This is a genomic window from Paraburkholderia sp. RL17-337-BIB-A, from assembly GCF_046025895.1.
GTDB classification, from domain to species: Bacteria; Pseudomonadota; Gammaproteobacteria; order Burkholderiales; family Burkholderiaceae; genus Paraburkholderia; species Paraburkholderia fungorum_C.
The window spans coordinates 2,433,909-2,453,697 of record NZ_JARESY010000001.1 but is presented as its reverse complement, the minus strand read 5'-3'; the positions used below and the strand labels follow the sequence as shown (position 1 = coordinate 2,453,697).

The 19,789-nt window shown below is 57.8% G+C and carries 18 protein-coding genes; 10 read left to right on the top strand and 8 right to left on the bottom strand.

All coding sequences use genetic code 11. The features are described from left to right. The first annotated feature begins 430 nt into the window (after positions 1 to 430). A complete protein-coding gene (locus tag P0D84_RS10940; protein ID WP_408339778.1) occupies positions 431 to 787 on the top strand; it encodes a response regulator transcription factor in 357 nt (118 codons plus the stop codon). Positions 788 to 1,441: 654 nt separating this feature from the next. Continuing rightward, entirely contained in the window at positions 1,442 to 1,603 is a 162-nt protein-coding gene (locus P0D84_RS10935; RefSeq protein WP_408336036.1) for a hypothetical protein, read from the top strand. 192 nt (positions 1,604 to 1,795) lie between these two features. On the opposite strand, the gene P0D84_RS10930 is transcribed toward P0D84_RS10935, so the two are convergent. Next, positions 1,796 to 3,802, bottom strand: a complete 2,007-nt coding sequence (locus tag P0D84_RS10930; protein ID WP_408336033.1) for a putative bifunctional diguanylate cyclase/phosphodiesterase — start codon at positions 3,800 to 3,802, stop codon at positions 1,796 to 1,798. 152 nt (positions 3,803 to 3,954) lie between these two features. Between P0D84_RS10930 and P0D84_RS10925 the strand changes: the two genes are divergently transcribed. Next, positions 3,955 to 4,155 carry a hypothetical protein gene (locus tag P0D84_RS10925; protein WP_408336030.1) on the top strand — a complete coding sequence of 67 codons (201 nt, stop codon included), beginning with the start codon at positions 3,955 to 3,957 and terminating at the stop codon, positions 4,153 to 4,155. Positions 4,156 to 4,180: 25 nt separating this feature from the next. Here the strand turns inward: P0D84_RS10925 and P0D84_RS10920 are convergent, their stop codons facing one another. Next, on the bottom strand, positions 4,181 to 5,248 hold the full coding sequence (locus tag P0D84_RS10920; RefSeq protein WP_408336027.1) for a diguanylate cyclase: 1,068 nt from the start codon (positions 5,246 to 5,248) through the stop codon (positions 4,181 to 4,183). Between the two features lie 179 nt (positions 5,249 to 5,427). Here P0D84_RS10920 and P0D84_RS10915 point away from each other — a divergent pair, with 179 nt between their 5' ends. From P0D84_RS10915 to P0D84_RS10895, 5 genes are all read left to right on the top strand, one after another. Further along, positions 5,428 to 5,814, top strand: a complete 387-nt coding sequence (locus tag P0D84_RS10915) for an H-NS family nucleoid-associated regulatory protein (RefSeq protein ID WP_408336024.1) — start codon at positions 5,428 to 5,430, stop codon at positions 5,812 to 5,814. 682 nt (positions 5,815 to 6,496) lie between these two features. Next, positions 6,497 to 6,766 carry a hypothetical protein gene (locus tag P0D84_RS10910; RefSeq protein WP_408336021.1) on the top strand — a complete coding sequence of 90 codons (270 nt, stop codon included), beginning with the start codon at positions 6,497 to 6,499 and terminating at the stop codon, positions 6,764 to 6,766. A gap of 1,304 nt (positions 6,767 to 8,070) precedes the next feature. After that, positions 8,071 to 8,346 (top strand): hypothetical protein, encoded by a 276-nt coding sequence (locus P0D84_RS10905; RefSeq protein WP_408336019.1) that lies wholly within the window; start codon positions 8,071 to 8,073, stop codon positions 8,344 to 8,346. 280 nt (positions 8,347 to 8,626) lie between these two features. Then, complete coding sequence (locus P0D84_RS10900; protein WP_408336016.1) at positions 8,627 to 9,178, top strand: PDDEXK-like family protein; 552 nt, start codon at positions 8,627 to 8,629, stop codon at positions 9,176 to 9,178. 23 nt (positions 9,179 to 9,201) lie between these two features. Beyond that, positions 9,202 to 9,837 (top strand): hypothetical protein, encoded by a 636-nt coding sequence (locus tag P0D84_RS10895; RefSeq protein ID WP_408336013.1) that lies wholly within the window; start codon positions 9,202 to 9,204, stop codon positions 9,835 to 9,837. Positions 9,838 to 9,958: 121 nt separating this feature from the next. Here P0D84_RS10895 and P0D84_RS10890 read toward each other — a convergent pair whose 3' ends face one another. The 3 genes from P0D84_RS10890 to P0D84_RS10880 form a co-directional block, all read right to left on the bottom strand. Beyond that, a complete protein-coding gene (locus tag P0D84_RS10890; protein WP_408336010.1) occupies positions 9,959 to 10,843 on the bottom strand; it encodes a hypothetical protein in 885 nt (294 codons plus the stop codon). Between the two features lie 158 nt (positions 10,844 to 11,001). After that, a complete protein-coding gene (locus P0D84_RS10885; RefSeq protein ID WP_408336007.1) occupies positions 11,002 to 11,385 on the bottom strand; it encodes a hypothetical protein in 384 nt (127 codons plus the stop codon). Between the two features lie 301 nt (positions 11,386 to 11,686). After that, the gene (locus P0D84_RS10880) at positions 11,687 to 13,459 is read right to left on the bottom strand and encodes a hypothetical protein (RefSeq protein ID WP_408336004.1); all 1,773 of its coding nucleotides are present in this window, start codon (positions 13,457 to 13,459) and stop codon (positions 11,687 to 11,689) included. 831 nt (positions 13,460 to 14,290) lie between these two features. Between P0D84_RS10880 and P0D84_RS10875 the strand changes: the two genes are divergently transcribed. Both P0D84_RS10875 and P0D84_RS10870 read left to right on the top strand, forming a co-directional pair. Continuing rightward, positions 14,291 to 14,572 (top strand): hypothetical protein, encoded by a 282-nt coding sequence (locus P0D84_RS10875; RefSeq protein ID WP_408336001.1) that lies wholly within the window; start codon positions 14,291 to 14,293, stop codon positions 14,570 to 14,572. A 105-nt stretch (positions 14,573 to 14,677) separates the two neighbouring features. Continuing rightward, entirely contained in the window at positions 14,678 to 14,953 is a 276-nt protein-coding gene (locus P0D84_RS10870; RefSeq protein WP_408335998.1) for a hypothetical protein, read from the top strand. A gap of 1,074 nt (positions 14,954 to 16,027) precedes the next feature. Here P0D84_RS10870 and P0D84_RS10865 read toward each other — a convergent pair. The 3 genes from P0D84_RS10865 to P0D84_RS10855 form a co-directional block, all read right to left on the bottom strand. Then, positions 16,028 to 16,360, bottom strand: coding sequence for a single stranded DNA-binding domain-containing protein (locus P0D84_RS10865; protein WP_408335996.1), 333 nt, complete (start codon positions 16,358 to 16,360; stop codon positions 16,028 to 16,030). Between the two features lie 61 nt (positions 16,361 to 16,421). Next, positions 16,422 to 17,699, bottom strand: coding sequence for a hypothetical protein (locus tag P0D84_RS10860; protein WP_408335993.1), 1,278 nt, complete (start codon positions 17,697 to 17,699; stop codon positions 16,422 to 16,424). A 1,642-nt stretch (positions 17,700 to 19,341) separates the two neighbouring features. Further along, a complete protein-coding gene (locus tag P0D84_RS10855) occupies positions 19,342 to 19,692 on the bottom strand; it encodes a hypothetical protein (protein WP_408335990.1) in 351 nt (116 codons plus the stop codon). Positions 19,693 to 19,789: the final 97 nt, after the last annotated feature.

The window sequence follows — 19,789 nt, the reverse complement described above, 5'->3', positions numbered from 1 at the left end:
TGGTTATTGCGATATGCGAAAAACAGAATTCCCAAAACCGTGAACTGTTTTGGGGCATTTCAGTCAATCACGCGGATGCGCGGTTGGCTTCAAAGTTTCTGTGGCGATTGAACACGGTTTGTCGACCGGGAAAGTGGGAAGCGCGGGCGTAATGCGGCGCAATGAATTCCACGAATTATTTTTCGATTGACACTAATGTGCGCACGGAGGAATAGTTGCACATACAACTAATACGCAATTTCGGTGCCTTGCAGGTTGACGCGGGGCATAACGTAGCGCCATTCGACGCCGCGGATGAGCCGGCGTCGGATTCATATCATGTCACTGGGTGCCGTTGTAAAGTAATCTGCCAATTAAAAGAGGCGCGCGGCACCGACCGCACGTCATCCGAGAGAGAGTAATCGAGGGTCTCATTTTGCAAATTACGCCAGTGGTTTCGATTGTCGACGACGATAAGGCCGTCCGTGTTGCGTTAAGCAGCCTCATCCGGTCGCTTGGTTGGCAGGTGCGCATGTATGAGTCGGCAGAAGAATTTCTTGCATCCGGGCAGGCCGCGCATACCGCGTGCCTGATTTCCGACATCCGCATGCCCGGGATGTCGGGTATCGAGATGCATGAGCGACTTCGTGCCCAGGGACATGCGCCGGCCACTATCTTTATCAGTGCATATCCGACGCCGGCATTGCAGGCAAAAGCGGCGAGTAACGGCGCACTTGTGTTGCTGCAGAAGCCTTACCAGGCCACTGCACTGACTCACTGGCTCTCGGTCGCTCTCGGAAATCCCTAGCGTGTCATCGACGCCGTGCAGAAGTGCTAATGCACAGCGGCGCGCGGCCCGGAAAGCTCGTGGCTCTAACGCCCATGACAAGGCTGTAGAGCATTTGGGTGACGGGCGAGTACGACCTGATTTAACGAAAGCGCAACACCGGGGGATTGAGAGATGCATCGGTTGTACCGATACAAAGACTTCACCATCGAGGTGGATGCAGAGCCCATCGAAGGAATTCCAAGCGGAAAGGTACTTTCCATGCCGGCCGGATACGTCGCGGTCGTTCACATTTCATGGGGCGCAAGTTCCACAACAATTCAACGGTTGAGCTTCGGTCGGGGCGATGGTCGGCCATTCGCTAGCGAGGCCGAAGCCTTGATGAGGGGTTACGGTGCCACCCAGAGCATCATTGATGGCATGAGAGCCGGGAGCGCGCTACGGCCAATGCGTTGAGCGCGCGTTCCGTTTGCCTCGACTTGTGTAACGCAGCTGCGGTCGGCTTGTATACGGTCGAGCCTGTCGAGGGGACACACGGCCGGTGCATGACTTCGGACCAGGCAAGAATGCAGGTGTCGGCGATTGCCGTGGACGAGGGCACCATAATATATTTCGCAGATTTTTCTATTGCGCGATGGTGCTCTTCAGCCCCTTATGTACAGAAAGCGCAAACTCGTGAACGAAACCAACCAGATGGAATCGCTGGATTCGGGCGCATATCAGGCCGCCGCCGTCACAGACATCGGGCAACTCGTGCTTGACGTCAAAGCCGGCCACTTGAACGCATTCGAACTCGCCGAGCCTGATGGCACCATCCTGTGTGTCTACGTTTCTTGAGTGAGTGCGCCCCACGGTGAACCACATGCAGTCCGCAACGAGGCCCGCGATGACTTCGGCGCTCAGCATGCCGGAAACGAATAGGGCCGGTCGCGACTGATGCCGCGGCGTCATTTACGAGAGAGCGCTGTTCATTTGCGGCAACCAGATAGCCGTCGACGACGCAGGAGCCGTTGCGAACAGCCCGAACGTCTACGCTCGGGCATGGTTGTTCCACACAAAGTCATTGAACATGGTCGTTGATAACGGTCTGCTGAAGTGAAAGCCCTGCACCGTGTCGCACCCTGCGGCCTCGAGGAATTGCTTTTGCTGTTCTGTTTCGACACCCTCGGCGAGAACCTCCAGCCGCAATGCCTTACCAAGCGATACCACGGCCTGGGTGAGAACCCGGGCGTCTTCGTCCTCTTCGATATCCCCGACGAATGACTTGTCAATCTTTAACGTGCTAATGGGGAACCGTTTGATGTAAGCGAGATTCGAATAACCGGTTCCAAAATCGTCCAATGCGACCTTGATGCCCATAGCCTGTAATCTCAACAAGACATTGGACGCCGTGTCGAGGTCGGCCATCAACATGCTTTCCGTGATTTCCAGATGTAACCGGGAGGCATCGAGTTCGTAGTCTTCCAGCATCTGTGCAACAAAGTCCGGCAACCCGATACTGCACAGATGTTTCGCTGACAAGTTCACGGACACTGGAAACACAGGGAAGCTTGTTTCCTTCCACGCGCGGATTTGCCGGCAGGTCTTCTCGATAACGACCTTGCCTAGCGAAACAATGAGCATCGATTCCTCAGCTACCGGAATAAAGTCGCCCGGCATGACCAGACCTCGCTCGGGGTGGACCCAGCGCACAAGGGCTTCGGCTCCGATGATGTCGCCGGTCGCAAGGGATATTTGTGGCTGAAAGTACAAAACCAGCTCGTCGTCACGAAGTGCTCGACGAATCTGCTGCTCAAGGTCGCGCTTGTAGCGTTGCCGGGATGCAAGTTCTGCCGAATATAGTGCCCAGACGTTGCGCCCCGCGGCTTTAGCGGCATACATTGCCGTGTCGGCATTACGCAGCAATTCGTCCGCAGTGGTGCCAGCTGCCGGGTAGCTGGCAATACCCACACTTGCGCCTACCGTCACCTCAGTTTCGCCAATCGATATGGGCAGTACAACGGTCTGCAATAGAGTTTCCGCAAAGCGCTGGAGTTCGTCTGCGGACAATCCGTCCAGCAGGAACACAAACTCGTCGCCGCTGATGCGCGAAACTGAACCCTGCGCGCCGGCGAGCGCGCTGAAGCGTCTGGCCAGCTCAACTAGAACGATATCCCCGGCGTCATGGCCGTACGAATCATTTACGGTCTTGAAGAGGTCAATGTCGACGAACAGGACGCTCACATTGCGACCCGTCGCGGGAATGGCTGCGACAGCGGTCTCAAGCAAACGCAGGCACATACGCCGGTTGGGAAGGTCCGTAAGGCCGTCATGCTGGGCGATGTGTTGAAGCTGAGCCTCCTTGTCCCTGAGCTCCGAAATATCGTGCAGCAGCAGGGTAACCCCTTCCGCATGCGGATATACCCGAATCTCGAGCCACTTATGTGCCACCGCACAGAACCCCGAAAATGACACCGCCTTCTGCGTTCGGACTGCTTCCTCGTAACGCTGTTGAAATTCGGTGCCCACCGCGCTAGGGAACGCCTCCCAGATACTTCGCCCAAGCAGACTTTCCGTCGGCAGACCCAGCAGCGTCTCCGCCTGCTGGTTGGCGTAAGTGAAGCACCACCGATTGTTCACAGATACAAAAGCGTCGGTAATGCTGTCCAGAATGACCTGGCTTTGCCGCTGCGTGGCTCGAAGTTCCCGTTCCACGCGCTCTGCCAAGGTGATGTCCCTGCCAATGCACACAAGTGCGTCTTCGCCCTTCATGCCGATGACTGACCAGTTGATTGATACCGGCGTATCGTTGCGATGACGATGCTCGCTCGCGAGGTTATGCAACGTTTCCCCCAACAAAGCGCGCGCGAAATGGGCCTTTGCAGATTCAACGCGTTCGGCACTGAAAAAACGATATATCGACTCGCCGACCACCTGCGACGCCGGCCAGCCGAGGACGTTCTCTATGGTCGGGTTAGCATCGAGAACGATGCCGAACCGGTCGACCGTACAGATGATGTCTGGAGAGCCCTCAATGACCCTTTGCAGATAGGGCACTGAAAGTCTCAGTGCTTCGTGGGGCGCCGCAGGGCGCTGAATGCGCGGTTCGGCTGGCTTACAGTCCTGCGAGTCCGGGTCAGTTGAGCTCATGGCAATGGTGTAGTGGCCTTATCCGACGGGGCACGCAGTTTTTCAGGCTCAAAAAATTCATGGCGAAAATGCTCGGAGCCGACCATGACTTCAAGATGCTGACCCGGCAAGCCCTTGTTTTGCTCGAAAGCGTTTCGCAAACAATCTGGAACCACTCATCAGCAGTTTACGGCGAAAACGCCAATGACTTTAGGGAGGCAAAACAATTGATTGTCGATATCTGTTTCAAGGCCGAGAGCAAGGGATTCCATGCCAATTGACCGTGTCGCCGATACGGCAAAGATGTCATCTCTGACGAGATGGTGAGTCTGCGTATGAAGCGACCAGGCGGTCGCGGCCGTTGGATTTTGCATCGTAGAGGCAGCGGTCTGCCTCCATCAGCCACTCCGTAAAACTGGTCATATCTGGTCGATGTCCCGAGAGTCCGGCACTGGTTGTGCACAACAGTGTCCCTTCGCTTTGACTTGCTCGCGAACGAAGGGCGAGCAGGAGCAGTTCCACAATCGTTTCTGCATCGGCGAGGCTGAGCCCCGGCAGGATGACGCCAAATTCCTCGCCGCCATACCGGCCAATGATGTCCTCGGGTCGTAGGTGTTCGCGCAGAAATATCGCAAAGCTCCGCAGCGCAGCATCGCCAGCGGCGTGCCCCCTCGTGTCATTGACCCGTTTGAAATGGTCCAGGTCGAATAACACGAGGCAGGACTGCAGTTTTTCGGCTCGGCAAAGTTCGAACTGTTGGGCGAGCAAACCCTCCCAGTGGCGGCGGTTCCACAGGCCGGTAAGGCCGTCGGTCTGGCTTAGGCGTTCGAGTTCTCGCGCGTGAGCAGCGAGCTTTTGCGACGTGCTATAGGTTGTCCAGCCAAGCGCCAGTGGATAAAGAAAGAGGAAGGGCAGGCAGGCCAGAATGGTCGACATCTGCGACTGCGGTGCAAACGCAAATCCCAGTGTAAGAACGCCAACCGCGACACCGACGACATGAGCCACGATGCCCCGGACAAAAAGCGGCAACCCGCCCGCGGCGATGTTGTTCGTGCTCAGCAATGCGAGTATCAGAACGCTTGGCAGAATGTTGAATCGCATGGCGACAACCCAGAAGCCGCCGAATGCGGCATCTACCATCAGGTTGACCCGCTCACCTCTGTATGGCACGGTCCACGCAAGCGCTACGCGGTATGCGATGTGTGGCCAGATGAATCCGTGAAAAATCAGCAGCGCCCAAAGAAGCAGATTTGCGTGCAATTCCGTCAGGACAGACGCGACGCAGAAGGACCCGATGCCCAGTCCAATCACGCGTAAGCGATAGATGCGTGCTGTGAAGCACTTCCCTTTACCTGCATACCTGTTCGTGTTCAACGCGTTCCCCGTCTCTCAGCAGTGCCTCGGGACGCGTTCAGTCCGGCGCTCCGTGCGGCTGGCTGTGAACACTTTTTGTCCTTCGGCTTATGGGCGTTGAGGAGGTAGCTCGGTCGTCCACCTTTCTGTTAACGCCATGGTCTTCGAGCATTGTATCTGCCCCGAGTTTCTGGTAACAGGTGCTTTCCGTCGTCGAGGGGTACGTCAGGCACACTGCTGTCGCAGGAAGCGCGGACGCTTTGAGCAAGGCAAAGGGTGCTGCCAAGAAGGCCCCGACGGCTGCCGGTGCAACTGCTCACAAGGGGCAGCCGATAGGTCCGCAGCCGGACAAATACCGCGACCCAAAGACCGGCGCGACATGGAGTGGGCGAGGTCCAGCGCCGGCGTGGCTGGCTGGCTCCAAGGGTCGGTCGAGGCTTCTGGTGACGGAACCGCAGCTGTCGCGACTGAGTCCAGTGCTGAAAGCAAAGCAAGCAAGCCGCAGTCATCTGCTGCAAGCGCCGCCGTTGCGAAGAGAGCCGCAGCCTCGAAGGTCGGGGCAAATAAGGCGGAAGCCAAGAAACTAACACCGAAGGCTGTAGTTCCGAGCGAGAACCTGGCTGCAGCGACCAACGCCCCCGCGAGGAAGGTTGCGACCAAGAAGGCCGCGGCCAAGAAAGTGCCGGCCCAGAAGTCGGCTGCTGCGAAAACGGTGGTCAGCGAACGCTGATGTCGCGGCAGCACCGGAATCTGCGACCGTGCAGGCAAGTGCGCGACGGCGCATCTGTTCATCGATGAGCAGCGACGTTGATGCTTAGCAGCAGGACCAGGTGGTCCTGCTGAAATCTGTTCCCAATCCGGTTCGTGGTTCCCCGGGGCCGCTCATTGTCGCCAGAGAGCGGCGGGTAATTGCGTCGTATCGGGTTGCTGAAGCCGACTTTGAACAGTTCGGGCCGTTCGATGACGAAGCTTCCCCGCGCTGTTCACCGCGTCCTGCCTTCAGCGACGCGCATCCAGTTTGTGCAGGCGCCGCCGTGGCCCGGAGTAGAATTTTTGCTCATCCGAGTGTCCTCTGCGCGTAGTCGTTTCGCGTCAAGCACTTACGGTGCATGCCTGCAGGTTATCCACAGCCTTGCCAACAAAATCTGTGGATAAGTGGCGCGGCGAGAGGACGTTAGGGCGGGCGCGAGGCGCGGGAATTTTCGCCACGACGTGCGCCCCCGACGCTGTTCGCTATAGGTCACGACTTTTTCCACTCCCAGGAATTTCATGCACGCACGCGAACTCGCAATCTCTCTCGTCGGCTCAGCGCTAGGCGAACTTTTCGGCCCGCTTAGCCTGCCGCAGGACGAAGTCTTCCACGACCGCAATCGGGTTGATGCCGCCAGAGTTGCAGAAACCAACGGGTGCTCGGTGGCGCTGTTGAAAGCGGCAGGGTTGGATGGTGCTGACTTCGCTGGCGACGACTACGCGGGGCTGCTGTCGGTGATGGAAGCAGCGGTGGCGATGGTTGAACGTTACGAGCTGGTCGCAGGGTGACCGCGTATCGCACCTGTGTCAGCCAGCGTGGAATTCGATGTGATTGAGAAGTACCTCTGTGCAGAATCGCTGGTAACCGTGGTAACCAAGGTAACCGACTGGAGGGAGTTGCCGCCAACGTTCACGGTTTCTTGAGTACCTGTTGCGGGACCTTCATCAGTGTTCGCCACGAGGTCCGGCTGGGCACCCATGCCCGCTGATATATAAACCCGTTGGCCTATAGGTCCTGTCGGAGGAGAGGGCTGAATACCCCGCGACCGACGCTTGCGCCAAGCGGGAAGCTCTGGGCGCGCCTTGGGAGTCTTCAGCTAGAGGGGGAGCGGCGGGACGTGCATGTCCCGGATAGTCTGGCTGTGCTGCGGCGAATGCGCTCGACCGCGGTGCCCCTTGCGACGGGTCGGCTCCGCGGTCCATGTCGAGATGGGGTGCTCGTTCTCCGGTGATAACCGGATAGGGGGGAGCTTTGCCCCAAGCTCAAGGAACCCACCACAGTCCATAAGAAAAAAAGAGCTTTCTTGGACAATACAGGGTTATCTCAAAAACCCAGGATGACTTTCACGTTTATCACGGAGGGACAGTAGCGACTTTCCGGGATTGATGGGCGATGCGCGATGGCGTCGTCTTGATGTTGTGTGCCGGGTTGTAATGGCGCTGGTCCGGACGGTCGACCTGCCGCTTGCATTCCACGCGCGTTTGGGCGTTGACACATCAGACTGTGGCACAACTTCGGACGGAGCCATGGATGGCCCAATGGATGGAATTCGCGCTTTAATGTGCATGGCTCGGCCAAGGCCGGTTGCAGCTGTTTTCTGCGTGTGCATCCGAATTCCCGCGCCCCACGAAAAATCCTGCCGGCGTATCGAAAGAATATAAATTCGTTCCACTACTCTCTGATGAAGCGCCGACAGCTCGATGTGAACCGCCGCATAGGTGGCTGAGCAAAAGTAAGAGTCAAGGCGCTCCACATTGCCGCCGCACAGGCGGCTCAGAAACAAACGGAATGCTGAGACGTTTTGGCCAGCGCTGCGTGCGTGGTTTCGAGTCGCTTTAGGTCTCGGACGCTGCCGTTATCCGCCGAACAGGCGGTTTGTGTTGAAGTCGTTGCAAGAGCACGCAGAAATCTGCGGGTTCTTTTCCGGCCGCGGCGGCATTATGACGCAGTTACCCTTTGAAGCCTTCCCCGTCGCCGGCCGCTGATGGAGAGCCGCACCGGCTGGCGTTCTGCAGCGATACGGGCCGGCGTTTCGTACCGCCGGAGGCATAAATTCCCTGCGTTTACGAACACTTTCGGAGCAAACAACGCAATGGGAATACAAGTCTTCAAAGGGATTACCCAGCAACGCGCACGGATTCTCGGTCAAATCCGCGAGCTGGAGGAGCAGGCCCGCGCTGCCGACGCCAAGGTGGCGGAGTTGCAGCGCCAAGTGGCCGCATTTGATGAGGTGTTGCGGGCGCAAGGCGTCGACATCGACCCTGACGAGTACATGCCTGTCCCTCCCCAAGAAACATTCGAAAGAGAGGTCGTTACTCAAGGGGCTTTGTCGGCCCGGCTTCTCATTCGTGAGAAGACTTCGCTATGATATGGCGATTCAATCCTTTACTTTCTCCATGACTAGCAAGGTCGGTTTGGACATTGAGCGCGCGAGGGGCTTTTTCTCGGGATGGCATCGGATGCATGCTGAGGCCTCGGAGCAAAAGGATAAGGTCGCGAATTGGAGGGCTTTTTTCGATGCTTGGAGGCAACTTGCCACCCCTAACATTCTTCCTGCAGAGGCAAGGCCTACCCTGGACTGTCCTCGATTCGAGCGCTTCGCTCAAGCGTTCCGCGAGCCATATAGGGGATATCGTCAAAGCGGCGCCATGGCAAACTTCTGGCGGGCAGCCGGGCTAGGATACGATGAGCTTCGGAATAGCCAGGCATTGGCGTGGATACTCGACAGATTTGGCGACCACGGCCAGGGTTCGGCCATCCTTGAGCGACTGGTGGAGTTGGCTGGTAGGCAGCAGCCTATTGCCGTCACGCCCGAGACCGTGCGCAGGGTCGACTATTCAACCCGAACAGAATCTCAGCCTTTGGGAGACCGGGAGAGTCGCGTCGATATCGAAATTGAGAGTCCCCGCTTTCTGATTTTCATCGAGGTGAAGGTCCGCGCGCCTGAAACCAGCGACCAGCTAAAACGTTATGTGGAGCTCGCCCGCCAGAAGGCCGCCGGACGGCCTTCGGTCGTCGTATTCCTGACTCCAGATGGGCGACTCCCCGTGGACGGGAAGCTGCACGGAACAATCATTCCCCTCTCGTGGAGACAGGTCTCAAATATATTGACTGCGTATGTCTCGGGCGAGCGCGCGGACAGTTTCTCGGGTCGCATCTTCCTTCAGTTCGCTGCACACGCCCGTACCCTGGCCCGGTAACCTTCAAAAATCAAGGAATCTTCATGACCCCAACCTATGAGCCGCACCGTCTGGTCATTCAACATCTGGAAATCTTGGAGACTGCTCCTAAGGTTCTTCATGAAGTAGAAAAGCACGTCTTCTCAGCCATCGATGAAAAGCTCAGGCAGTGGGTCGAATCTCAGAAAGACTGGGAAGGGACGTTTGATTTTATTGACGACCAGACTTCCTTTAAACCGAAGGCGTGGGAGAATTCGGAGGACGGTACTTACCAAGCATATTTTGCACTGGAGCGCGACCCTTCTCTTGAAGACACTTACTATTTGTCAACACTGACGGGCATAGTGCCCGGAAAAATGGGCATTTGGTTCAAGGTCGATGCCGCTTGGGTCACCCGTCTTGGAGGAAAGGGCGCCCGGCCGGGTGCCGAATGGAAAAGATATCTTGCTGACCAATTCCCTTCGACACGCTTGAGTGAAATAGGCTTTGAGCTTCATGGGCAAGACCTACTTCTACCCATCCGGGTAGATGCGCAAATCCTGGCGGACGACTATCCAGACTCTCTGACAGACGCATTGGCTCCCGTCGACGAAGCCTTGAAGAGGTTCGAAGCCGCCCAGCATTCCATTCAGGGGCTTCTGGACGCGGCACTACAGTACCAGTTTGGCAAGGGCAAGTAACCAGCGGGGCAAGAGTAATGGAGGCCCGGTTGCCGAGCTCAAAATTGCAGCCAACGGCGCAGCGGGAAGCGGCTGCGCTCTAGTGGTTCAACCGGCGCTTTGCCTTCAATCTCAAGCGGCATTACGTGGCATCGGGCTCCGGGGCCGCAGCGACATCGGTTTCCGCAACAACGTCCTTGGCAGCCACCGTCTTCCGGTCAGGCCCCTTGTTCGCCGCCGCAGGCTTCTTCGTCGCCGGTCTCGTCGTCTTCTTGACGGCGGCCTTCTTGCTCTCGGGTGCTTTCTTGGCAGCGGCCTTCTTCGTAGCCTTGGCGTTCTCGCCGGCAGCTTTTTTGATGGCAACCGCCGGCTTTGTCGCAGCCTTCTTGGTCGCAGGCTTTGAAGCCGCAGTGTCAGTCTCGACGACAGCACCCGGACCGGTGCAGTCGATGGCAATTACAATCAATTCTTGGACGTGCGGTTGTTCTTCCTTGATGAGTCGCGCCTGTCCCTGCAGGTACTCAACCAACGCCTGAAACGGTTGTCCCCTGCCAACGCCTGGAATGTCCCACCCTTTATTGTCGAGTCGGAAAAGCAACAGGATTCCGTGACTGCTATTGAACCCCTTCAGGTATTGTCCCACTAGCTGGTCGCGGATTGTACTGGTCAACGACGCAGCGGAATAACCCCGTCCATCGTCGACGGGCTTAATCTCAATACAGACGTTCCAGCCGCGCGCGCTCAGCTGAATGTCAGTCGCCTTGTCATCATCAACATCTTCTTCGCGGTGAACGCTAAACCGTCGATTCGGCGTGTCGCGAAAACGAGCGGCCAGCCAAAGCTGCAGCAACTTCTCCCGCATGCGAACGTAGAATAGGCCTCTGTCGCTGAATGGTCCCTGTTCCACGCCAATCCGCACCTCCTCCAACCGAGAAAGCACCTGTTCAAACAGTTCGCGCTCGTTTTGAGGTTCGTGGTCAAACGGTGCACCTAGTGAATGCAAATCGCTGGCATCAAAGCGAGACACGAGAGACGCTTCTAGTGCTGAATGTTCCTGCACGCGCCCCTTAATCCATGTCTTCGCTACCGGTTCCGTTTCGGTTGAAACGAGCTTTAGAAGGGCATGATGAGCCGCAACTCCCGGAGTCCGTACAAAAATACCGGGTATCGTTTCTAGCATCCGGGTCATCGAAGGGGCATGATGACAAGGTTGCCGTCGGCATACGCACCTTCGTTGTTAACACGGTCCACGGACCAATCGGTGTCCTGCCTCGTGCCATGTGTCATCTCGACGAGCGTCACAGGGCAAGTTGGGTGGTCAATGCTGGCGATGAACTCCGGCGTGACGCTTTCATCGACAACCCGGCCCCGCCGTATGGCATTCTGGCGCAGTTGAAGCCATTTTCGCTCAAGTCTGGTGGGCGTTTTCCATCTGCTAGCGAAATGAGCTTTGTCGGCTTTGTGGCCTTCAATCACATCTTCTTCGGCGTCCTCTCTCGGGTCCCAGCCGAAGTGGGCTAGGTCCCAGCCAAGCTTATGTCCCATTTCTGCTGTGTAACTGCGCTCCATGCCCTCACCCACTTTTTGTAGTTGTCCGGTCTCGGTAACGGCAGGAACCGCCGAATCTTAAAGGCGAAGGACGTGAACGGTATCCCATGTGATTTTGGGAAGCATCTCGCGAGATTTTCTACCTCGCCAGAACGGTCAGCCAATCGGCAGATATACCTCAAGAGCCATCCGTAACGTATAAGCCGTTTGACGATTCGGCGAAAGCTAAGAACGGAAAAATCGCGGAGGACAGGTCGAGCAGACAAGGCGGACACTCTCGACCGCGTGCTGTCTTCGCGGTCGAGCGGGTGACAGGCAAGGCCTAGTTGAGCGGGTAGGACCACGGGTCGTAAACAACAATCTCTGCGGCGACGCCGAGACGGCGAAGGTCCTGTCTCATTGCGCGGTAACGTGTCGCTTTCCTTGCGCGCCGTTTTTCGATGTCCTCATCGAGTTCGCGGTTGGTCGCCTTGTCAGGTGAGAACATTAGTGGTAAGTCTGCGGCCGACCAGTTTCGAGCAGGCGGGGTTCCTTCTAAGGGAAAGATGAGGCCCGACGGCGGCGAAATTCGCTCGCGCATCCAGTTCGCGCCGACGCCCACAAACGTGCTATCGAGCAGCTTGCTTCCGGCACGCGAGGCGGCCTGCAACTTGAATGTTTCCAAGAACACTTTGACCAGTTCAGGTAGAGCGGCTCTCGAATCGTAGTCTGGATGTACTTTTACCGTCACCGACGCGAAGCTCGTATGAGGAAATTCGCGCAGATACCCGCCCAACGAGCCGAATCGATTGTTGACCAGCTCGTACTGAAGGACCTTCCAGAGTCCATTGAGCCCGTACGATTCGTCATCTTGCATCCCGCTCGCTGCCAGCTGAAGAAAAAAACTTTCTGGCGTCGCCTGCTGCTCAAAAAGGTACGGGTCGACAAGCGTCCCCTCGAACAGGGCAACCGGCCTAAAGACGTTATTTCCGTCCAGCCTAAAGAAGCTTGCCGTATAACGCCACCACGTCATGTCCTTGGCCGTCGGGCCGACATCCGGTAGAGGTTCAAGGCAAATGCTGCACAGCCCGGTATGAGCGGGCCGCGTTGAGTCGCTATTAGGAATGTCGCATATGGCCTGAAGCACCACGCAGCCTTTTTCAAGGCTGACCAGGCGTTCGGCAATTTGCTTGTTCCAAAGCAACGGCCAATTCTGCGCGAGCTCAACGACGAACGGTACTCGGCTCAGAACCGGATTGCGGGACGCCACGGCCGGGTCTGGGTTCTTGCTGAAATCCGCCACCTCCTGTTTCACGGCGTCTGACACATTCTCTCCAAACGGGTCACGCACTCCGCTGAAAGGGGGATTGATGCGATTCCAGAAGAATCCGGCAAATTCTGCGTGAGCCTCTTGAGCAGTCAGCGACGTTCTGTGGGCCAACTTATAGACGATATACTCCATCGCGTTAGGCCAGCGTTGCGCGCGCCAGCGCTGGAACATCGCCGAGAGGTTATGCCTAGCCAACGTAATATCTGCTTCGCAAGCTTGCCGCATGCGCGCGAGCTGTTGCTTGGGCTTCGCTGTGTCCGGCCACTTTCCAAGGTCCTGCCAGCGCGCCATTAGGTCGGCGTCGGGAGACTCGAATCTCGTCGCCGGTGCGAAGACCTGCTCAAAGTGCAGAGCGTCTGCGAGAGACCAGTTTTCTTCAGTGACCGACTTGATGGCGCGCTTCAAACACGAGAACAAACGCAGGCGCTCACGCGGCCGGTGGAAAACGCCGAGATGCGGAAAGACGAGTCCCCAGCCCAAATCGGCGAGCGGGGCCTTCAGAGCGAATCTCGAGTCTTGCTCAAGCAGTGCAGCAGCTCGAGCGTTCCGATGCGCGATGTCTGAAGGGCTCAGCTCATCGTCGAAGGGGCCGGCAGCCGCGTCTTTTGCAAGCACCGCTTTTTCTTCATGGAAGCCGGAAAAACCACGAATTATCGCCAGCTTCTCCTTGCAAGCGTTCGGCTCAGCGGACGTCAGGTGAACCAGCGATTGAGCAGCTTCGTCCGAGTCCTCGCGAGACACAGAACGGAACGGAAGGGTAGGAGAAACGGGGAAGGGAGTAGACATGAAGTCTCCTTTCGAACAAATGCAGCTTGCTCGCTATCGCCCAAATCGAGCGGCCGGTCTCGGATTACCGGAGTGCTTGATTCGGGCGGCGTGCGCGCTGCGATTATCCGCAAGGCGACTAAGTATTTGGGGTACTACATCGGGACCGTCGCACTCGCGACAACCTGGACCATCTTTTCAGACTTCTTCCGAACACAGGTTCCCAACGCGGTAATCGTACAGAGGAACATTCGTGCTGTCTACCGGTGGTCGGGCGAGGTGGATACGTGGGGCCTGGGTCTGATGTGAAGTTAAGCGAAGGATGCTTCCCAAAATCTCATATTATGGCTCCCACTACAGGATGCTGTCGGGGAGATGCGGGCGGTGGTTGAGCTGCTTGCAAAGGAGTGGCCGGATGAGTATCCGGCCTGGGCAGTGGAGCGGTTGATTCTGGGTGACCCGTCATTGTGTTGAGCAGATTCCCGCAATTGCAATTCCAGTGGTCGTGACGGACAACGGCCCGCAACGGACCGCTGAAAGCAAAAGTGGAATGCGGGCTGCTAACAGCCGGCGCTGGTAATGGTCGGCACGCTGGCGCAATCAGTACGCCCGTCGAGTCATACGATGCCCACCTCGTGCGCTATCCGGCACGAAGCTAATCAATGAGAGTTCTTCCTCTAAAATAATTTTATCCCCATTAAACCAAGCGCTTGCTAAGGGCGGCTTTCATAACACACTTCAAGCAGCGCATAAATCTGGAGTTCGCTGGAGGCATCTGGAGTTGAGGTCGCTATTCGGTGTACAGCAGCCAAGAACGCTGGCCCTGCAAACGAACCTCTTTCAAGGACCACAATGAACACCCAGCAGAAAAAGTCCGGTACCTTCGTCGAAGTGCGCGCGGCGAGTTCGTCCGATGCTCACTACCTCGGCGGACTGGTTGGTACTAAATGGATTCGTGCAGCCCGCATCTGGGTCCGCACTTACGACGACTCTGGCGTAAAGACGGCGGAGAGGTTTTTCGGCTTTGTCGACACGCGCTGCACCGGTCCCCGCTCGCATGCAGGCCGGGTTCTCGCCACCGGTGATGAGGTGCGAACCACTAATTTCCGCAAGGGCAGGCAAACTGCCCGGTGATAACAAAGTCCATTCGAGTCTATCTCATGACTTCAAATACACCAGTGATTCCGGCACGCATGTCTGTCGAGGCGCTCAAGCGCCTCGACAGACAACGGCCTTCATGTGCAGCTCACCTGGCAGTGGGTTGGTCGTCAACGTCATGGCGTGCTGACCATAACGAAAGACGGCAAGCCACTGTTTTCGGAGCGATTCGCGCGCAGCACACAAACATGGGGCCGCGGCGACGAGAACTTCGACCTCGTCCGCACTGGCAGCAACAAACACCTCGCCGTGATGCACGCGGTGAGCGTGCTACGTTCGCTCTATGGGCAGCCGAACAAGGCAGTCACTGCGGGCCGGCGCCAGCCTGGTGGCATCAGCGACACGTTGATTGAGTGATGACGAAAACGCGGCCTGCTGGGCCCCGCTCTGATACCAATCAGCGGAAGTAGAAAGTATTTGGAGGCTAATTCATCGATGACTGGCGGCACCGGTCGGTTCCTGAGCAACCATTCGCCGGTGCTGAACTCAGTAGAGTCCGTCTATGCAAAAGTTTGGGGTAACAGGGTAACGCCGGTAACAACGTTGGGCGCATGTCGTTGTCATCTGCACGAATGCTCGTCAAACCCAGCAGTCTCCAGATTGAATCGCTGGTCGACTTGTGGCTGCAGTCGAGTTCGTCGGCGTGTTCTTGAATGCAAGTGTTGGTCACATTATCAGCTGCGGCGAATAGTCCCAACATATGGAGAATTTGGCAGCACAAAGCGGTCGAGTTGCTGTGAAAAAGGCTAAAAAAAATCCATAGACTTCTCGCGACTTCAAGCAGGCTCTCCCGCTATGCGGGGATTCAACGAACGCTGTTCGTGGGCAAGGCCGACGGTTGCGCTTCACCCGCTATGCGGGGATTCATCGGGCGCTGTTCGTAGGTACGACGCACGGGGTCACTTCTCCCGCGAAGCGGGGATTCATCGGGGCTGTTCGTGGGTGCGACGGACGGGGTCACTTTTCCCGCTATGCGGGGATTCATCGGACGCTGTTCGTAGGTACGACGCACGGGGTCCCTTCACCCGCTATGCGGGGATTCATCGGGCGCTGTTCGTAGGTACGACGGACGGGGTCACTTTCCCGCTATGCGGGGATTCAACGAACGCTGTTCGCGGGCAACACGGACGGTTGCGCTTCACCCGCTTTGCGGGGATTCATCGGGCGCTGTTCGTGGGCAAGACGGACGGGGTCACTTCACCCGCTATGCGGGGATTCATCGGGCGCTGTTCGTGGGTACGACGGACGGGGTCACTGCTCCCGCTATGCGGGGACCTCGGAGGTGGGTAGCGGCGAGGCCGGTAGCCACGATGGTGTCGCCGGAGCTGTCGCCACCCGCCATACCGAGGGCAGCTAGAAAGAATGAAGCAGTTCGACTGCGAATAGAGAAGGCCACCCTCGCGAGGGTGGCCTGAATCAAGAGCGTGTAGCCTACGCTTCCTGCGGCGTTTCAGCGGCCGGCGTAGGCTGAGCGGCTGGCTTTGCAATCTTCGCGGCTTCGAAAGCGATAATGAGCAGCGTGCCCGTCGGCTTGCCCTCGCGTGACAGATAGAAGTCTGCCTTGAGCTTCCCTGTCACTTTCACGAAATCGCCTTTCGCGAGGCCCGGGTCGGCGTCTTTCATGATGCGAACGGTATACCACGTGGGCGTGTCAGCGTCCGCGCCGCGTTGGCTTTCGGCCATGCGAAATTCCCAATAGCCTTTGCCGCTTGCCTTCGTTTCTTTACGTACAGGTGCTGTCGCCACATTTCCAAATGCCTGCATTTCTTGTGTCCTCAATCGATTGAAGATGGGAACGAGCTCCCATCTCCTCATATAGCGAGGGCTACAAAGCTGACTCGTCGATTGCAGCTCTTAACGGGGATGTTGGACGCGGCCACGCGCCGAGAGTGTCTGGGCGCCGATAGGGCAGGTAGTTTTCGCCGAGCCAGCCGGTCAACGGATGCTTATTCTTATTGTCGAGCCGCACCTTCGGCAACCATGTGGTCAGCAGCTGGATGATGACGTGGCCCACGTGCTGGTTTTCGATTCCGACGCGACCGTCGGGACGCCGCTGTTCAATTTCAGTCCAGACCTCGAAAGTGCCTTCATCAACCTCTCGGAAAGTCCGGTCGGTCGGTGCATGCGGCCGGTCTGATGCTTTTTCCTGTTCCCGGAGGATGGCGAGAGCTCGCTTCAAAATGCGCTCGTTTTTTGCATGCACAACCACGCGCCGTAATACGTCACCGGTCGCCAGTTTTTTTCCAATGTGCTTCGTCAGTCCCGCGAGTGCGGCTTCCCGGTCCGCACCACGCTTGCTGCGGTCGATTTCGTGCCAAGTGACGCCATCGGTTTCGTAGCACAGGACATCAGGTCGCAAGGTGCGATTTTTGCCGCGAGCCAGGACCGTGACGAAACCCTGCTTCACTGCACGGCCTTCTGCGCCGTCACGATTGAGATGCTGGAGTGCCTCGGTTTCCGTTTGAGCCGTCAAACCCCGGGCCTCGCATGCGAGCGTGATGAAATCCATCCACAGCGTGTGCTCGGGATTCGACATATCAGCGACCCTTCGCACCGACGGCGATGCGTCCAAGTCATGTTCGTCGAGCCACCGTGCGCCGGCTACGGTAAGACCGTACACATGCTGGAAACGGTCTGTACGATACCGGAGGAGAAGCTTCGCTTTGGTCATTGCGCGCATCGCGCGCTGCGCTGCTGACAAGGCGGCTTTGTAAGGGCGCTCTGGAAAGCATGCGATGGCGACGTCAATGGTGCGGATAACGCGAAACCGGTTTGCCAACGAAAGGGCGCGGAAGCGAATGGCGTGACGAAGCTCGTTCGGCGGAATGATGGCGACGAGGCCGCGGTCAATTTTTCGTGACGCGGGTCTTCGGGCCATGTGTCCCGTAGGTGCCCCGTTCAATGTCTCTGTGTTGCCGGCATTTGACGCCGTGGATGGACCTGCTGGCGTCTCAGCGTTACCCGGTTGTGTGTCGCTCGACACGCGATACGGTGTCGCAGCGTTGTCAACGACAGTATCCGTCGCGACCGGCGATTGAGTCAGCGTGATGCCGATGGCGGTATCGTCGGTGACGGAGTTTGGTACTTCGCGAGATGGGCGCATTGATGTTGCTCCGGAAAGATAGCGTATTCGGGGTCACCGGCCCATCGCTTGTTTCGTCGCGCACATGGGGGCGGTCTCACCTATAGCGACGCTTCGCTAACTCTCTCCATAAAGCTGCCCACCATGTGCGCCGGCCCGTGTTGGTTGAATCGAGGATTCGTCGCCCGGCCGGGCGAGGGCAGGGGGCAACTGGCTCTTCCCCTCGACCAGCCTTGCGCGCTTGGGGCGCGCAGCACCGATGTATCCGTCGCGACGTCCGTCAAAGCGACTGTTCTTCCCGACCGGCTGCGCCGGTGCGAAACCCCGCCGCCGCCCAATACTGTTTTAGCGATGCCCGACGTTTTCTCGATGGTCGGCGACACCAACTGTTCTCTCTGCATGCTGTTCCTTCCCGGCTGCCCCGCGCTGCGTAATCAACTGTCTCGTCGACGCAGCGCGGGGACCCCGCGCCGATACGGTGCCACGCGCAGTCGCGCTCGCACGTGCTCCCAACGAAGCATGCGCTGGGACGGCGGCGGGGTTTCGCCCCGCCTTGCCGGTCCCGGTCGCGCGCAACTCGGCTCCCGTAGCTGTTTTCCAATGCCGCAGTGACCCGCACACGCGACCAACGTGCCGTCAACGAACGCGGCTGCACGCCGCGCCGTCAGTCCGCTCGTCCTTCGGGTGCGCATGTTCGGCGCCGTCAGGCCGGGCGTTCTCTACGTGACGCACTGACCGATGGCGTGGGTTCTCCCATTTCGTATCCCGGTGACGCACGTATTCGAGCGAACGCGTGCCCACGCGACCACCGCCACGTTGTCTGCAGGATGCGCCGTCGGCGCACCCCTTGATACCAGTCATTTTGTCCAGTGTGCCAATACGTTGCATCCCCTACGTGAATGGAGACCACGAAAATCAAACTACGGATACTTGAATTCCACGAAAAACTGATTTGCTACCGCTCGCTCTTTGTTCCCAAAGGGACTTGCGGTAGCACACGCGGCTGCTGGATTCGGCAGTTTGTTGGGTGCCTTCCGGCTGCTGCGCAGGAACTGCCGATGAGTCTGCTGATGAAGCTCTCGCTGACGGAGCTAGCATATCCGGTGACCTTCTGCCTGCAAAGGGAGGCCCACAGTGCACATTAAGAAACGCAACGGCCGTGCGTCGCTGTACCGCTCGCGATACGTGCGAATGGGCGCTGACGGGAATACGCACGGCTATGCCGAGCAGGCATTTGTCGGCAGCCTGTCCCTTGACGCACAAGAGATTCCTGAGGAACTGGCAGCGAAGTTGTCGCCGGAGGAACGTGCGTATGTCGAAAGTTGTCGGCACGGCGGCCGGCGGAGGAAGCTGCGCGCATTGCGGAAGAACATCGCCGCGTTGCCGAGGGCCGCGAACGCGACCCTCGGTGGCGCGTTGAGGGACCGACTCAGTGCTCAATGTGCTCGGCGGTGACAATACGCGGAAGGTGACGCGTGTGGCGCGATACGGGGCCGGGTACAGGTGCATTCGGCCGGAGCTCCGGCGAAAGTCGTCGTTGTAGTCAGAAGCCGACGAGTCGGTTCCGGCTGGCGCGTGTGGAATTGTGGAAACTCGCCAGCCGAAGGTTTTGAGTATTTTATCGACAACGCGAAAAAAAAGCCCCGGATGCGGGGCGTGGATGTCAGCAACTGAATTCTTCGAAACTCTCGTCGTCAATGGTGGTCATCCGGTCGCGGAGCTCTGGAACCGAGCCGTCGAGAGATTGGGCGATACGCTCCGTGACATATGCAGCGACATCAATCTCAAGCGGAGCTGTCTTCTCAAACCATTCCGGATTTCGGCTTTGCTCCATGGTTGTCGGTTCGGCGTAAGCCTCCGCAAAGCCACAACCATTCTCGAGGTCGATGGTCGAATTACCTCGAAATTGGATTTCCTTTTTGCCGGCAGCGTCGAGCGTCCATGCTGTCCAGGCGAAACGCTTGACTTTCGAGTTTTGCGTCGTGGGTTCGAGGATTTGTTGAATTGCGTACATGTCAGGTCCTTTGGGTGGTAGAGGTTGACCAGCAGGCTGGCCTCACATATAGCTAAACCCATTTTAAATTTCACGCTCTAAAATTTTAACGAGCGTA

Bases quoted from the DNA above. Each gene is read 5' to 3' on its own strand.
- P0D84_RS10925 (WP_408336030.1), top strand. From the start codon at position 3,955: ATGGCGAAAATGCTCGGAGCCGACCATGACTTCAAGATGCTGACCCGG.
- P0D84_RS10910 (WP_408336021.1), top strand. From the start codon at position 6,497: ATGCACGCACGCGAACTCGCAATCTCTCTCGTCGGCTCAGCGCTAGGC.
- P0D84_RS10905 (WP_408336019.1), top strand. From the start codon at position 8,071: ATGGGAATACAAGTCTTCAAAGGGATTACCCAGCAACGCGCACGGATT.
- P0D84_RS10900 (WP_408336016.1), top strand. From the start codon at position 8,627: ATGGCAAACTTCTGGCGGGCAGCCGGGCTAGGATACGATGAGCTTCGG.
- P0D84_RS10895 (WP_408336013.1), top strand. From the start codon at position 9,202: ATGACCCCAACCTATGAGCCGCACCGTCTGGTCATTCAACATCTGGAA.
- P0D84_RS10885 (WP_408336007.1), bottom strand. From the start codon at position 11,385: ATGGAGCGCAGTTACACAGCAGAAATGGGACATAAGCTTGGCTGGGAC.
- P0D84_RS10880 (WP_408336004.1), bottom strand. From the start codon at position 13,459: ATGTCTACTCCCTTCCCCGTTTCTCCTACCCTTCCGTTCCGTTCTGTG.
- P0D84_RS10875 (WP_408336001.1), top strand. From the start codon at position 14,291: ATGAACACCCAGCAGAAAAAGTCCGGTACCTTCGTCGAAGTGCGCGCG.
- P0D84_RS10865 (WP_408335996.1), bottom strand. From the start codon at position 16,360: ATGCAGGCATTTGGAAATGTGGCGACAGCACCTGTACGTAAAGAAACG.
- P0D84_RS10860 (WP_408335993.1), bottom strand. From the start codon at position 17,699: ATGCGCCCATCTCGCGAAGTACCAAACTCCGTCACCGACGATACCGCC.
- P0D84_RS10855 (WP_408335990.1), bottom strand. From the start codon at position 19,692: ATGTACGCAATTCAACAAATCCTCGAACCCACGACGCAAAACTCGAAA.